Here is a 14,789-nt window from a genome sequence, read left to right on the forward strand (position 1 = left end):
ATGGCTGTCGAAACCACTAACCGCAAGATTTCCCGCTTCGACCGTCTCTACGTGGACGGAAGCGGATTCGACTTCGTGGGCAGGGCTAAAACCTGGTACACCATCGCCGGCGTGCTGCTCATCGCGTCCATTTTGGCCATTGCGCTTCGCGGCTTTAACTTGTCCCTCGACTTTGAGGGCGGTACCAAGCTCAACATGCCGGCAGGGGACCTCACCACCGAGCAGGTGGAGGAAACCTTTACGGATGCCACCGGTGTCACACCGGAGCTGGTGCAGATTGTGGGCGCCGGTTCCTCGGAGACATTGGAAATCACCTCCGAGCGCCTGTCCCAGGATCAGGTGAATCAGGCACGCCAGGCCATCTTTGAAGAGTTCCAAGTCAAGGATGAAAACGGCAAGCCCAGCCCGGACGCGATCGGTTCTTCGACGGTCTCGGAATCGTGGGGTGCGTCGATTACCAAGCGAATGGTCATCGCCATGGCGGTCTTCCTGGTGCTCGCCACTATCTACGTGGCGGTTCGCCTGCAGCGTGATATGGCTTTTGCCGCCATCCTCGCCCTTATCTTTGACGGTGTTTTCATTTCGGGTATCTACGCCCTCTTCGGAATTGAGGTTTCACCGGCGGTCATTATCGGCCTGCTGACCGTGCTTACTTTCTCCCTCTACGACTCCGTCATTGTCTTTGACAAGGTCGACGAAAACACGACTGGGCTGGAGGGCCAGCGCAAGAAGACCTATGCCGATCTCACCAACCTAGCCATCAACCAGACCGTGATGCGTTCTATCTCTACCTCGGTCATTTCCGCGCTGCCGATTATCGCCTTGTTCATCGTCGCTGTGTGGCTGATGGGTATCGGTACCCTGCGCGATCTGGCCTTAGTCCAGTTCATCGGCGTTATCGAGGGCGTCTTTTCTTCCATCTTCCTCGCAACGACGCTGCTGGTGACATTGTCGAACCAGCGCAAGAGCGTCAAGAAGCATAACGCTGAGGTCGCCGCTTATCGGGCGGAAGGCGGGGACGCAGACGACGCCGACGATGATTCTCCGAAGCCCGCGCGCACTGTGGTATCCCCGGCAGCAGTTTCCCCATCCACGGCCTCCGAGCAAGCAACGAAGCCGCGCGGCGAAGAGTCCGGTGGCGCGTCCTGGCGCCCTGGGCGCTAAATCGTGCGCGCCTCATCAATCGCGGCACTGCTCGCTGTTGCTCTTACCGTTTCCGCGTGCGGAGCGAAGGAGGACAAGGCAGGCAAGGATGTCCCGCCGCCGCGCTTTGCAGTACTAAGCGACGCCCGAATCGCTACCAGCAATGCGGCTTCTGCCTGGGGCGAAGCTGCGGGCGCCGCACAGCTTGCCAGCCGCGTGTTCCCTGCGTTGTACGTGCCAGGCCCAGCTGGGCAAATGGTTCCGAACTCGGATCTGGCAGATGCTGAGTACGTTCCGGCCGAGAGCGAGGGCGTTGGCGCTCGTGTGGACTTCACGCTCACGGAACAGGCACGCTTTGCCGACGGCGAACCGGTGACGTGCGATGACTACCTTTTGGCATATACCGCCGGGCAGTTGAGCGAAACCTTTGGCTCTCACCTCCCGCTGGCGGAAGACATAGCCGAGATGGAGTGTGCACCGCATAGCAAGAAGTTCACCGTCTGGTTTAACCCAGATGCTGGTTCGCGCTGGCGCTACCTGTTTGGGACGGGCACGGTGGTGCCCGCCCACGCGTTAGCTAAGCGAGCAGGGCTTAGCATGGAGGAGCTCAACGCGGCGCTTCACGCCTACGACGTGACGACCTTGCAGCCTGTGGCGGAGGCGTGGCGCGAGGGGTTTTCTACCGAACCAGGCCGTTTCGATCCCGAGCTACAGATTTCCTTTGGTCCTTACAGCATTGATCGCGTCGAGGACGACGGCGCCATCGTACTCACCGCCAACGACAACTACTACGGCGACAAACCGTCGCTGAAGGAGATCGTCATGCTGCCGAACACGGCGGATGCGGCTGCATTTGTGACCTCGGACGAGCTGCGCGTGGCCGAGTCACCTACCGCGGCACCGTCGTGGCTGAATCGGGACGCAGAAGGAAAACCGGTCGACGTTAACTCCGTTGCGGGAAGCATGACCGATACTCTGGTCTTCTCCGAAGCCGGCACCTTTGCGCAGCCGTGGGCACGCGCCGCTTTCGCTGCCTGTGTCGATGCACAACGCATGGCAGATGTTTCCGCAAAGGAATCCGGCGTGGAGGTACCCGCTGTCTCCGTGCGTACAGTGAGCACCAGTGATTCGGTGGCATCACAAATGGCGTCGCTCACCACAGTCCCTGTAGACACCGCCACTGCTTCCGGCCTCGCCGGCTATACGGTCGGCGTCGGATACTTGGCACCTAACCCGCGCTATAAAGCGATGGTGGAGGAGCTACGCGCAGCCTGCGAGCCAGCCGGGATCACTGTGGAGGATCGCTCCGGGGAGCGTGTATCCCGTGCCCAATTGGACGCCGACCCCTCGACGGGGTTGCCGGAGATCGACGTCTACCTTGGAGCCGTCGACCCGATGCGGGAGTATTCCGCGCCCACCGCCAGCGTGAAGAACGCTGCGGCTTTGCGCACACTGGAACAAGAGCTTTGGGAGGAGCTGCCGTCTATTCCCATCGCCGCGCAGCCCCGAACCTTCATCGTTGATCGCGCTGTGACTGGCGTGGTGCCCTACACTGGCCCTGCGGGTATCGGGTGGAATCTCGACCGCTGGGGCTATACCCGAAATGAAGCAACCGAAACAAAGGAAGAGTCGTGAGCGAGATTTACGTCGCAGCAGCACAAGCCCTGAAGGACAAGGTTCGCCTTGTCCCGGATTTCCCGGAGGAAGGAATCCTTTTCGAGGACCTGACTCCGGTGTTGGCCGATGCTGAATCTTTCGCCGCCGTTGTCGATGGCTTGGCTGAGGCCTGCAAGGAGCTCGGTGCTGACATGATCGGCGGCCTCGATGCGCGCGGATTCCTGCTGGGTTCAGCCGTAGCGTACAAGTTGGGGGTAGGTATTTTGGCCATTCGCAAGAAAGGCAAGCTGCCGCCACCGGTGCTGACCCAAGAGTACGAGCTGGAGTACGGTACCGCCGCGCTGGAAATCCCCAACAGCGGCATCGACATCAAGGGCAAGCGCATTGTGCTTGTCGACGACGTCCTCGCCACCGGCGGCACTCTCCACGGCGCCACCTTGCTCCTGGAGTCCGCAGGAGCAGAGGTCGTGGGCAATGTCGTGGTTCTCGAGGTTCAGGGACTGGAGGGCCGCGAGCGCCTGGAAGGTTCTCCGCTGATTGTGCTCAACCAGATGGGGACAAAGGACTAAGGTTGTATGCCTAAGCTACTTCGCGGAGGCAGACATGACGACTGAAAAGCAGGACAAGACTGCATGGCGGCCAGGCGGCGTCCGCGGCATGTCCGCCCGCCTGGCTCGTTCGCTCACGGGCGGCAGAGTAAAGATCAATCCGGCGCTCGACCCTCTGATGTCCATTCACCGGGAGTTTCATCCGAAGGCCGACGCGGAACTACTCAACAACGCCTACACCACGGCACAGCGTCTGCACGAAGGCGTTTTCCGCAAGTCCGGTGAGCCATACATCACGCACCCGCTGGCGGTAGCCACCATCGCCGCGGAGATAGGTATGGACACCACGACCGTCGCAGCAGCGTTGCTGCATGACACGGTGGAGGATACCGACTACTCGCTCGAGGATCTGACTCGTGATTTTGGTCCTGAGGTGGCCCGACTCGTCGATGGTGTTACGAAGCTCGACAAGGTTGCACTCGGCGCCGCTGCGGAAGCGGAAACGATCCGCAAGATGATTGTGGCAATGGCTACTGATCCGCGCGTGTTGGTTATCAAGGTGTGCGACCGTCTCCACAACATGCGCACGATGCGCTTCCTCCCGCCGGAAAAGCAGGCGAAGAAGGCACGCCAGACTCTCGACGTCATCGCGCCGCTGGCTCACCGCCTCGGAATGGCCAGCGTCAAATGGGAACTTGAGGATTTGGCCTTCGCCATCCTGTACCCGAAGAAGTATGACGAAATCGTACGCATGGTGGCCGACCGTGCGCCCTCGCGCGATCGAGCGCTCAAAGAGATCAAGGCTCAGGTTAGCCAGGCGCTGAAGGCCAACGGCATCGAGGCCGAGGTGATGGGCCGCCCGAAGCACTACTGGTCGATTTACCAGAAGATGATTGTGCGCGGACGTGACTTCGCTGAGATTTTTGATCTCGTCGGTATTCGCATCCTTGTCGATGACATTAATTCTTGCTACGCGGCGATCGGTGTAGTGCACTCGCTGTACCAGGCTCTTCCGGGGCGCTTCAAGGACTACATCTCCTCACCACGCTTCGGCGTGTACCAATCGCTGCATACCACCGTGATTGCGGCCGGTGGCTCCACTCTTGAAGTGCAGGTGCGCACGCACGAGATGCACTACAACGCTGAGTTCGGCGTGGCGGCGCATTGGCGCTACAAGGAAACCAAAGGCAAGAATTCCGGCCACCAGGAAGAAGTCGACCAGATGGCGTGGATGCGCCAGCTGCTGGATTGGCAAAAGGAAGCAGCAGATCCCAACGAGTTCCTCGACTCCTTGCGCTATGACCTGACCGCTAAGCAGATCTTTGCGTTTACGCCGAAGGGCGACGTGGTTAACCTGCCTGCCGGTTCCACCCCCGTTGACTTTGCCTACGCTGTGCACACCGAGGTGGGGCACAGGTGTATCGGCGCCAAGGTCAATGGCAAACTCGTGGCTTTGGAGTCTGAGCTCAAGTCCGGCGACAAGGTGGAAATTTTCACTTCGAAGGATCCGAACGCAGGACCGTCGCGGGATTGGCAGGAGTTCTTGGTGTCGCCCCGGGCGAAGACGAAGGTGCGGCAGTGGTTTGCCAAAGAGCGCCGTGAGGAGCATCTTGAAGCCGGGCGCGATGCCCTGGCCGCTGAGGTTCAGCGCGGTGGTTTGCCCATGCACCGCTTGTTCACCGCCAGCTCGATGAAGCAGGTGGCCGAGCAGCTGCACTATCCCGACGTGGATGCGTTGTACACCGCTATCGGCGCGGGCCACGTATCGGCGCAGCACGTTGCTAATCAGCTCATGGCTCTCTTTGGGGATCAAGATGACGCTGTCGATGCCTTGGCTTCGCGCACCCCGCTGAGTGAGCTGGAGAACTCCCGCGCGCAGCATACGAAGGATTCCGCATCCGGCACCGGCATTCTGGTGGAGGGAAGCCCAGACGTCATGGCCAAGTTGGCGAAGTGCTGCCAGCCCGTGCCAGGAGACGCCATCTTTGGCTTCGTTACCCGCGGCGGTGGGGTGTCTGTGCACCGTGCTGACTGCACCAACGCTGAAAAGCTGAAGTCCGAGCCGGAGCGCATGATGCAGGTGGAGTGGGCCGGTGGGCCGAAGTCTTCTGGTGCTTTCTCCGCAACGCTGCAACTTGAGGCCATCGACCGCCAGGGCCTGCTCTTTGAGCTGACTCGTATCTTCAGCGAGCAGAGCCTCAACGTGCTATCGATGACGTCCAACCGCGGCGATGACCACATCGCGACCGTTCGCTTTACCTTCTCGGTGTCCGATACCAAGCAGCTGGGGCAGCTCATGACGACGCTGCGCAACACCGAGGGAGTCTTCGACGTTTACCGCGTCACCGCCTAGGCGAACTGAGGCCCACGGCTAAACCACCACCCCTCAACCGGGGGGTGTGTGGTTGAACACTGGGTTGCGCAGGGATGAAAACGGGGAAGACACTAGGTGAACCTGCAGGTGGCAGCGTTAGCGAGCCCTGCGCCACCGTGATGGATGCGTTATAAACGCGTGGACAAGATTCCTCTCATCTTCAGGAGTACCACGTGAATTTCCGCCGCTTTGGCCAGCTGTTGGCCGCCACCACAGTCACCGCCGTTGCCGTCTCCGGCGCACCTGCCTTCGCCGCTGAGGCCGACCAGGTGACCTTCTCCGTCACCAACTTCACCGATTTCCACGGCCACCTTGAGCTGGCCGAAAACTTTGATAAAGAAACCGAGGAACTGGTTGGTTACTCCGAGATGGGTGCTGCTCGCATGGCTGCGCTCATTAAGGCCGTCAACAAGGACCAGGAGTACGCCTTGACCTCCTCCGGTGATAACGTTGGCGGTTCCGCTTTCGTGTCTGCGATTTCTGGGGACAAGTACACCAACGAGGCCCTCAATGCTATGAATCTCGATGTCACGGCCGTGGGCAACCACGAGTTCGACAAGGGCACCGATGACCTGATGGGCCGTATCAAGGACCAGTCCAACTTCCCGATCCTGGGCGCCAACGTCACCAAAGATGGCAAGCCCCTGCTCGATGCTTCCTTCGTCAAGGAGGTAGACGGTGTGAAGGTGGGCTTCGTTGGTACCGTCACCGAGAACACCAAGTACAAGGTGTCCGCTGCGTCCATCCCGGGCGTCGAATTCTCCGACCCGGTCGAGGCCACCAATAAGGAAGCCGCCCGTCTGAAAGAGTCCGGCGAGGCAGAGGTGGTTGTGGCGCTCATGCACGAGGACGCCCAGCAGTTCGCTGAGGGCTTCAGCAAGGACGTGGACATCCTCTTCGGCGGTGATACTCACGTCAAGACCCAGGGCGAAATTGCCCGTGACGGCGCATTGCCGCTGTACTGGGCACAGGGCTACGAGTACGGCAAGGTGCTTAACGACGCCGACATCACCTACGACAAGGCCGAGAAGAAGATCACCAAGATTGATCTCAAGCAGTACGATGTGGCCGACGCAGAGGTCTTCTCCCAGCTGCAGGGCCTCGAAGACGACCCCGAGGTAGCTAAGGTCGTCGAGGAAGCAAAGAAGGTAGCGGAGATTGAGGGTGCTAAGACTGCTGGTACCACTGAGAAGGCCATGTACCGCGGTTCTGATGAGGGCAAGGACACCGGTTCCAACCGCGGTGTGGAGTCCACCCTTAACAACTTCATTGCGGAAGGTCAGCGCTACGCTCTAGCCAAGCCGGCGGGCAAGGACATCGAAATTGGCGTCATGAACGCGGGCGGTGTGCGCGCCGACCTCAAGGAAGGTGACGTTACATACCAGGACATCTTTGCTGTTCAGCCTTTCGGAAACTCCGTGATTACCGCTGAGGTCAGCGGAGCTGACTTCATCACCGCACTGGAAAACCAGTGGAAGCCTGGCCAGTCCCGCCCACGTCTGGCTCTAGGCCTGTCCAACAACGTCACCGTTGTCTACGACCAGAAGGCTGAGCAAGGCAAGCGCGTTAAGTCCGTCACCATTAACGGTGAACCGATTGACCCGAACAAGAATTACAGCATTGCTCTGTCCTCCTTCCTCGCATCCAGCGATACGGAAGCAGGCGGCGATGGCTTCTTCGAGCCCGGTTCCATCAAGAACCGCAATGACGTTGGCCACATGGACACCCAGGCGATGATTGACTACATTGCGTCCGGAGAGTCCAAGGTCCGCACCGGCCAGGGTCAGATCGGTGCTCACATTGAGGGGGACCTGAAGCCGGGCAGCGAGATTACCATTGACCTGTCTTCCCTGAACTACTCCAACGCTGAGGAGCCGCAGGCTAAGAAGGTCACCGTTGCACTGGGTGACGCTAAGGCTGAGGAAGACATTGATAACGCAGCACAGCCGGGTGATGAGCAGTTTGGCGAGCGTGGCCGCGCAACCGTCAAGCTCACCATCCCGGAGGGCCTAGAGGGCGAGCAGAAGCTGTCCATCACCACGGATGCTGGTACTAAGGCTGTCCTGCCTATCACCCTTGAGGGCGCGGGTAACGACGAGGACCCGAAGGACCCAGAGAACCCGAAGGATCCGAAGGATAACGGCTCCAACAAGGATGTAGCGTCCTCCGTCGGCCTGGGCGTGGGGATCACCGTGGCCATTGCTGCTGCCATTGCCGCTGTGATTGGCGCTATTAACCTGCCGGCAGGCGCGCTACCGGCTCCGGTACAGCAGATGATTGAGCAGCTGCGCAAGCAGTTCAACATCTAGTCAGTCTCGTTCCTAAAGCCCGCACTGAGGTGCGGGCTTTTCGCATGCGGAAGGTATGGTGGGAAGCTGTGGATACACTGAGGCTATTTGGACGCGAGGCAATGTATCAGCTCGGCATCGAGCCTCACCGCATCCCGGTGGTGATGTTCGCAACGCTGGGCATCTACTTGGCTTTCATGCTCTTGGTCAAGCTTTTCGGTAGTCGGGTGCTGACGTCTATCACGGCCTCAGATGCTGTCATCATCATTATGTTTGGTGCGGTTTCGGGACGCGTCATCGTAGGCAACCCGCCCACGCTTGCCGCCGGCATCATCGGATTGTTTACGCTCATGTTGTTGGAGGCCGCTTTCGGCACCTTCAGACAGCTGGTGAGGTGGTCGAGGTTCATTGACCGAAAACCGGTCCTTTTGGTGTACAAGGGGGAACTGCAAGAGGACAACATGCATTTTGCGCACATCACCGAGAGGGATATCAATTCCGCTGTGCGCAAGGCGGGGCTCGGACGGCGTAGCGACGTCCAGCTTATGATTCTGGAACCGACTGGTCAGATTTCGGTCATCCGCCGTGGCCAGCTTGTCGACGCTTCAGTGTTTAAGGATATCCTCGGCGCCGAGCGCATCGAAGAAGTCGAAGAAGACTCGCAAAAGGATAGCGAATAGATTCTCGCCAGCTGTTAGACCTGCTAACCACTGTGAGGGTTGGAGTCCTGAAGGACGTGCCGAGACACCTTTCTCCATTCCACACGAGAGCGCGAGCCTCATGGGGTGGGGACCAGACTGCCCTACGTGACGAAAACATAGCCCGATCCCCGGGGCGGGAGGGAAAACTTTGGCAACTAAGGCAGCACGTCCAGGGCAGCAGTGTCTAGGGCAGTAACGGTCAAACGGGGGATGGCCAGCCCGCAAAACGAAAAATCTCCTCCGGCGCGTTGAACGCGGGAGGAGACTTACGTGCTTGCGGCTTAGTTGCCAGCGAGCTTGTCGCCGAGACGCAATGCGTCATCCATGGCGCCGATGATGGAGGTGATAACCTTGATCCACTCGCGGATCTCCTTCGGGCTGACGTTGCCCTCATCGTCGGAGGAGAGAGCGAAGAAAGCAGCGGAGGAGCTATCGTTCTCGACCGGAGCAGCGGAAGCAACAGCGGTGCCGGAGAAGGTGATGGTTGCAGCGGTAGCGACGGCAACGAGGGACTTACGGGAGAAGAACTTCATGGTGGAGTGTCCTAATCTTTGGAGAGGGTGGAAAGAGAAACCGAATTACTTCGCGTTAGGAGCGAAGTTCTTCTGGTAGAAGGCGAAGACGGTGCCCAGAGCGCCGATGATGGCGGTGAAGACTGCGATCCAGTCGCGGATCTCAGACGGCTTCATGTCGGTGATGGAGGAACCCTCAGAGTCGTTGGAGGAGGAAGAAGAGGACTCCTCTTCCTTCTCCTTGTCGTTCTCGGACTCGGAGTTGTCGGTCTCCTTGTTGTTGTCCGTGGTGGACTCGGAGTTGTCGGTCTCCTTGTCGTTGTCCGTGGTGGTCTCGGAGTCTGCGGACTCGTTGGTTACGACTGTGGTGTCCTCAGCGGTGTCCTCAGCGGAAGCAACGGACACGCCGGACAGGGAAACGGTTGCAGCGGTAGCGGCAGCAACAAGGGCCTTACGGGAGAAGAACTTCATTCTCGTTCCTTAAGATCTCGGGAATTTCAAAGACCTCACAGATGCTACTGAGACATTGTGCGATTTGCAAGAGATTTGGCAATTAGTTGGTGAGTCTGTGTATCTGCTGGCCGCCGTATGTGAGCTGGGGATATTAAACAGAGGTGCCCGTGGTGGGTGAGTGGTTTGCCAAATGAACTGCTCAAGGCTAAGAAATTCTTAGTACTGGATGGGGTGGGGCGGAGTGATAAAGAAATGGCCCCGCTCGCTGAACGCGAGTGGGGCTAATCACCGTAAAGGGGGTAAAACTTATCCCTCGATGGTTGCCTTGGTGATGCGCACCTCTTCGGCGGGCTCTCCGTCAGACTGTCCATCCTTGACGCCCTTAGCAGCGATAGCGTCGATGGTCTTCTGACCCTTCTCCGTCAAATCACCAAAGTAGGTGTAGGAGGGAGGAAGCGTCGAGTCCTTGTAGTTAATGAAGAACTGCGAACCGTTGGTATCTTCGCCGGCGTTGGCCATCGCGATGGAGCCCTTCGGGTACAGGGCAGGCTGTGCCTTGGCGGCATCGTCAGACTCATCGGTGGGGTACTCGTTGGCAAACTGGAAGCCCGGTCCACCGGCGCCCTGGCCGGTCGGGTCGCCACACTGCAGAACGAAGATGGTGCCATCGGTCATGCGGTGGCACACGGTGTCGTCATAGTACTTCGCCGAAATCATGTCCGTGATTGCGTTGACGGTACACGGAGCCAGGGAGCGGTCGAGGGTCATCTCGATGTCGCCCTGCTTGGTGGCGAAGTTGACGGTCACCTCACCCTTGGCTGGAATGTCCTTGCCGTTAGGCGTAGGCACCTCACGGGAGGCGTCACCTGCTTCTGGGTATTCACACGTTACGGTGTCACCCAGCGGTGTGGCACGCTTGCCGGTCAAAGGCTCGGCGGTGGGGGCTTCGGTTGTGGTCTCCGCGGCCGAGCTCTCCTCGGCCTGAATCTCCTCTTCCTCCGACGAGCGGGTAGCCAAGAACCAGATTCCGCCGACGAGGGCAATAATGACGACGGCTGCCATCACAACAACGCCAAGTGGGCGGCTCTTCTGTTTACGGTCGCGGGACTTCAGCTCGCGATCGAGCTGGTTGAGCGCATCATCCAAGCGCTGGCTGTTAGTAGACACCTATGTTTCCTCCACTGTGGTGGTTCAGAACTTTCGACTCACCTATCCTAACCGCACCGTCCTACATCATGGCGCGGCGCCCCGCGCGTCAGTACGCTTGGGTGCCATGGCTACAACGAATTTTCAGAATGAACCCGTCGAAACCAACGCCGAGCTGCCCAAGGTTGGTGAGGCCCTGCCGGACTTCACCCTTGTCGGTACCGATCTGGCAGAGCTGACCAAGGCAGACTTCGCCGGCAAGCGCCTCGTCGTTTCATGCTTCCCATCCGTCGACACTGGTGTGTGCGCGGCGCAGCTGCGCAAGTTCAACGAGGAGGCGGCTGGACTGGAGAACACTGTTGTTCTTTCTGTCTCCCGCGACCTGCCGTTCGCGCAGGAGCGTTTCTGTGCGGCCGAGGGCATTGAGAATGTCGTCAGCGCCTCTGACTTCCGCTCTGACTTCGCGGATAAGCTGGGCCTCGTGCTAGAGGGCTCCCCACTCAAGGGCCTGTTCGCCCGCGCGGTCATCGTCACGGACGAGGACCACAAGGTGACCTACACCGAGCTGGTTCCGGAGGTCACGACTGAGCCGGACTACGACGCAGCTTTGGCATCTCTCAAGTAATGAGTGCTCCCGAAATCTACGGTTTCGCCGCTGGGCCCTATAAAACCAACACTTATGTGGTGGCTAACGGATCCCGGGCGTTCATCGTGGACCCAGGGATGCACACGCGCGAGAAGCTTGAGCAGCTCGCGCGTGAGAAGTCCTTGGAGTTTGAGGCCGTCGTGCTCACCCACGGCCACATTGACCACACGCGCGATGCCGCCGAGTTTGACCTACCGGTCTACATCCACCCAGATGACGCGTTTATGCTTGTGGATGGCTCCGGTGTGTCCCCCGAATCGCAGATGCTCTTTGCTGCCGCCTCCATGAAGCAGGTGGCGGACCGTCGCGACTTGATCGGCGGAGAAACGTTGAATCTGGTTGGCCTTGAGTTCAAGCTGCTCCATGCACCAGGTCACTCGCCCGGATGCGTCATTCTCGTGGCTGAGGAGGTTGCCCTGACGGGCGACGTGCTGTTTAAGGGTTCCATCGGGCGCACCGACTTGCCGCACTCCGACCACGCCGCGATGCAGCGTTCCTTGCGCGGCCCGGTGTGGGGCCTCGATGACTCCCTTGCTATCTTGCCGGGCCATGGCCCGACCACGACTATGCGTCGTGAACGCGCGACTAATCCGTTTCTACGCGCAGCGGGGGATGTACTCTAAAGGGCGTGAGTGATAAGAAGCAGTTCAAAGCCCTGTCCGCGCCTAAAGGTGTGCCGGACTACGTCCCGCCGCAATCGGCCATCTTTGCCAAGGTGCGCGACACCTTCGTGCACCAGGCACACCTGTCCGGCTTCCAACACATCGAACTCCCAATCTTCGAGGACACCTCGTTGTTCGCCCGCGGAGTGGGGGAGTCCACGGATGTCGTGTCCAAGGAAATGTACACCTTTGCCGATCGTGGCGATCGTTCCGTGACACTGCGCCCAGAAGGCACCGCTGGTGTCATGCGTGCGGTCATTGAACACAACCTCGACCGCGGTCAGCTTCCGGTCAAGCTCAACTATTTTGGCCCCTTCTTCCGCTACGAGCGCCCGCAGGCTGGCCGCTATCGCCAGCTGCAGCAGGTCGGAGTGGAGGCCATCGGCGTGGATGATCCGGCGCTGGACGCAGAGATCATTGCCTTGGCGGATCGCTCCTACCGCAGCCTGGGACTGAGCCAGTTCCGCCTCGAGCTTACGAGCTTGGGAGACCACGAGTGCCGCCCCGCTTATCGTGAGAAGCTGCAGGAGTTCCTGTTCAAGCTCGACTTGGATGAGGAAACCAAGGCCCGCGCGGAGCTGAACCCCTTGCGCGTTCTCGATGACAAGCGCCCGGAGGTCCAGGAGCAGCTTGTCGACGCCCCCCTGATGCTCGACCACCTCAACGCCGAATGCCGCGAGCACTTCGAGACGGTCACCGGCCTGCTCGATGACATGGGCGTGTCCTACACCATCAACCCGCGCATGGTCCGCGGCCTCGACTATTACACGAAGACCTGTTTCGAATTCGTCCACGATGGTCTCGGCGCGCAGTCTGGCATTGGTGGCGGCGGCCGTTATGACGGCCTCATGGCCCAGCTCGGCGGGCAGGAGCTGTCCGGCATCGGCTATGGCCTCGGCGTGGACCGCACGGTTTTGGCCCTGGAAGCCGAGGGCGTGGAGCTCGACGGCGTCGAAGAACGCGTGGCCGTCTATGGCGTTGCTTTGGGCGCTGCAGCAAAGAAGAAAATGGTCAGCATCATTAACGACTTGCGCAAGGCCGGCATTTCTGCTGATATGTCCTTCGGTGACCGCGGCCTCAAGGGCGCAATGAAGGGCGCTGACCGCGCTAACGCGCGTTTCGCTCTCGTCCTCGGCGACCAGGAGCTAGAGGCCGGCACCGTGGCGCTCAAGGATCTTCGGGCTCATGAGCAGCACGACGTCCCCGTGGGGGACGTCGTCAAGCAGCTTCGTCAGCTGGTTTAGCACTCCACCTGGGAGACGGTGAAGCCCATCGTCTTCGCCAGGCCACCGAGCGAGGTCTCCTTGTACTTGGAGAGCATGTCGCGCCCCGTTTCGGCCATCGTGCGTACCGCGTTATCGAGGGTAACGTGGTGCGTTCCCTCTCCCATGCGGGCTAGGCGTGCGGCGTTGATGGACTTGACGGCACCGATGGCGTTGCGCTCGATGCAGGGAATCTGCACGAGGCCGCCGACCGGGTCGCAGGTCAAGCCGAGGTTGTGCTCAAGCGCGATCTCGGCAGCATTCTCTACCTGTGCCGGAGTTCCCCCAAGCAGTTCGGCCATGCCGGCCGCCGCCATAGAGGAGGCGGAGCCTACCTCACCCTGACAGCCCACCTCGGCGCCTGAAATGGAGGCATTGGACTTAATGATGATGCCAACGGCACCTGCGGTCAGCAGGTAGCGGCGGGCATCGGCGCGCGTAAAGTCCGCCATGAAGTCGCGGGCATAATGGAGCACTGCCGGAATGATGCCACAAGCACCATTCGTCGGCGCCGTGATGACGCGGCCGCCGGCGGCATTTTGCTCGTTGACGGCGAGCGCGTAGAGGTTTACCCACTCCATCGCAGAGAAGCCACAGGATTCGTCGTCCTGCTTGGCCAACAACTGCTGGTACATCTGCGGAGCACGGCGGTTGACGCGGAGACCACCAGGCAAGATTCCCTTGGTGGAGATTCCCTCGGTCACGCATTCGCGCATAATGTCCCAGACAAGGTCGAGATGCTGGTAGACGTAGTCGAGACCGCCCTCGTCGCGGTGAAGCACAGCCTCGTTCGCCGCAACGATCTCCCAAATGGCCATGTCATTGGCAGCGCAGAGGTGAAGCAGGTGCTCGCCTGACTGGAACTCATAGGGGACTACGTCCTCGGCGGTGGCTGCTGCGACGCCAGCGGGGACACCGCTTTCCGTCTGCAGCTGGGCATCAAACTCCTTGCGGGACAGGATAAATCCGCCACCGACGGAGAAATACTCCGCGTTCTCGGCGAGGATGGAGCCGTCTTCGTCCCAGGCAGTGAAAATGAGGCAGTTCGGGTGCTCGGGCACCGGCTCGTTGTTGAATTCGATGCTGTATTCCACCTCACCTGCTGGGCCGCTGATGCTGCCCTCGGTGGGGATGAAGGCATCTGCGCGTGGCTCAGCATCGAGCGGAACGGAGAGCGGATCCCACCCGGCGAGGCCTAGAATGACGGCCCGGTCCGTAGCGTGTCCACGGCCGGTAGCGGACAAAGAGCCACGCAGTTCGATGTGGACCTTTGCCGGGTGTTGCTCAAGGGTCTCGAGGAAGGCCTTAGCAGCACGCATCGGGCCCACGGTGTGGGAGGAGGAGGGACCGATACCGATCGAGAAGATGTCGGTCACGCTAATTGTCATGGGGGGTTAAACCTCCTTAGAAGCGTTAGATAAGTTACGCCTTACGATA

The 14,789-nt window shown here is 60.0% G+C and carries 13 protein-coding genes; 9 read left to right on the forward strand and 4 right to left on the reverse strand.

From position 1 onward, the window contains the following. From secF to HMPREF3009_RS02285, 6 genes are all read left to right on the forward strand, one after another. A complete protein-coding gene (secF, locus tag HMPREF3009_RS02260; protein WP_070679730.1) occupies nucleotides 1-1,164 on the forward strand; it encodes a protein translocase subunit SecF in 1,164 nt (387 codons plus the stop codon). Nucleotides 1,165-1,167: 3 nt separating this feature from the next. Beyond that, complete coding sequence (locus HMPREF3009_RS02265) at nucleotides 1,168-2,778, forward strand: ABC transporter substrate-binding protein (RefSeq protein WP_083312700.1); 1,611 nt, start codon at nucleotides 1,168-1,170, stop codon at nucleotides 2,776-2,778. Continuing rightward, the gene (locus tag HMPREF3009_RS02270) at nucleotides 2,775-3,329 is read left to right on the forward strand and encodes an adenine phosphoribosyltransferase (RefSeq protein ID WP_046648146.1); all 555 of its coding nucleotides are present in this window, start codon (nucleotides 2,775-2,777) and stop codon (nucleotides 3,327-3,329) included. Before HMPREF3009_RS02265 ends, HMPREF3009_RS02270 begins: the two co-directional genes overlap by 4 nt. A gap of 34 nt (nucleotides 3,330-3,363) precedes the next feature. Then, nucleotides 3,364-5,661, forward strand: coding sequence for a RelA/SpoT family protein (locus tag HMPREF3009_RS02275; RefSeq protein WP_049154885.1), 2,298 nt, complete (start codon nucleotides 3,364-3,366; stop codon nucleotides 5,659-5,661). A 194-nt stretch (nucleotides 5,662-5,855) separates the two neighbouring features. Continuing rightward, nucleotides 5,856-7,991 carry a bifunctional metallophosphatase/5'-nucleotidase gene (locus tag HMPREF3009_RS02280; protein ID WP_070679732.1) on the forward strand — a complete coding sequence of 712 codons (2,136 nt, stop codon included), beginning with the start codon at nucleotides 5,856-5,858 and terminating at the stop codon, nucleotides 7,989-7,991. A gap of 101 nt (nucleotides 7,992-8,092) precedes the next feature. After that, a complete protein-coding gene (locus tag HMPREF3009_RS02285; RefSeq protein ID WP_180963910.1) occupies nucleotides 8,093-8,650 on the forward strand; it encodes a DUF421 domain-containing protein in 558 nt (185 codons plus the stop codon). A gap of 302 nt (nucleotides 8,651-8,952) precedes the next feature. On the opposite strand, the gene HMPREF3009_RS02290 is transcribed toward HMPREF3009_RS02285, so the two are convergent. The 3 genes from HMPREF3009_RS02290 to HMPREF3009_RS02300 form a co-directional block, all read right to left on the reverse strand. Then, nucleotides 8,953-9,204: a hypothetical protein gene (locus HMPREF3009_RS02290; protein ID WP_046648585.1), complete on the reverse strand. Its 252-nt coding sequence runs from the start codon at nucleotides 9,202-9,204 to the stop codon at nucleotides 8,953-8,955. A gap of 45 nt (nucleotides 9,205-9,249) precedes the next feature. Beyond that, nucleotides 9,250-9,654 carry a hypothetical protein gene (locus HMPREF3009_RS02295; RefSeq protein ID WP_070679734.1) on the reverse strand — a complete coding sequence of 135 codons (405 nt, stop codon included), beginning with the start codon at nucleotides 9,652-9,654 and terminating at the stop codon, nucleotides 9,250-9,252. Between the two features lie 288 nt (nucleotides 9,655-9,942). Then, a complete protein-coding gene (locus tag HMPREF3009_RS02300) occupies nucleotides 9,943-10,803 on the reverse strand; it encodes a peptidylprolyl isomerase (protein ID WP_070679737.1) in 861 nt (286 codons plus the stop codon). A 106-nt stretch (nucleotides 10,804-10,909) separates the two neighbouring features. Between HMPREF3009_RS02300 and tpx the strand changes: the two genes are divergently transcribed. The 3 genes from tpx to hisS are packed head-to-tail and all read left to right on the forward strand — an operon-like array spanning nucleotide 10,910 to nucleotide 13,334. Further along, a complete protein-coding gene (gene tpx / locus HMPREF3009_RS02305) occupies nucleotides 10,910-11,407 on the forward strand; it encodes a thiol peroxidase (RefSeq protein ID WP_070679740.1) in 498 nt (165 codons plus the stop codon). Next, nucleotides 11,407-12,051, forward strand: coding sequence for an MBL fold metallo-hydrolase (locus HMPREF3009_RS02310; RefSeq protein ID WP_049154568.1), 645 nt, complete (start codon nucleotides 11,407-11,409; stop codon nucleotides 12,049-12,051). Before tpx ends, HMPREF3009_RS02310 begins: the two co-directional genes overlap by 1 nt. A 5-nt stretch (nucleotides 12,052-12,056) precedes the next feature. Further along, nucleotides 12,057-13,334 (forward strand): histidine--tRNA ligase, encoded by a 1,278-nt coding sequence (gene hisS / locus HMPREF3009_RS02315; RefSeq protein WP_070679743.1) that lies wholly within the window; start codon nucleotides 12,057-12,059, stop codon nucleotides 13,332-13,334. On the opposite strand, the gene HMPREF3009_RS02320 is transcribed toward hisS, so the two are convergent. Continuing rightward, nucleotides 13,331-14,740: an L-serine ammonia-lyase gene (locus HMPREF3009_RS02320; RefSeq protein WP_070679747.1), complete on the reverse strand. Its 1,410-nt coding sequence runs from the start codon at nucleotides 14,738-14,740 to the stop codon at nucleotides 13,331-13,333. The two genes, hisS and HMPREF3009_RS02320, sit on opposite strands and share 4 nt — an antisense overlap. Nucleotides 14,741-14,789: the final 49 nt, after the last annotated feature.

The sequence above is a fragment of the Corynebacterium sp. HMSC034H07 genome (assembly GCF_001815175.1).
Lineage (GTDB): Bacteria > Actinomycetota > Actinomycetes > Mycobacteriales > Mycobacteriaceae > Corynebacterium > Corynebacterium hiratae.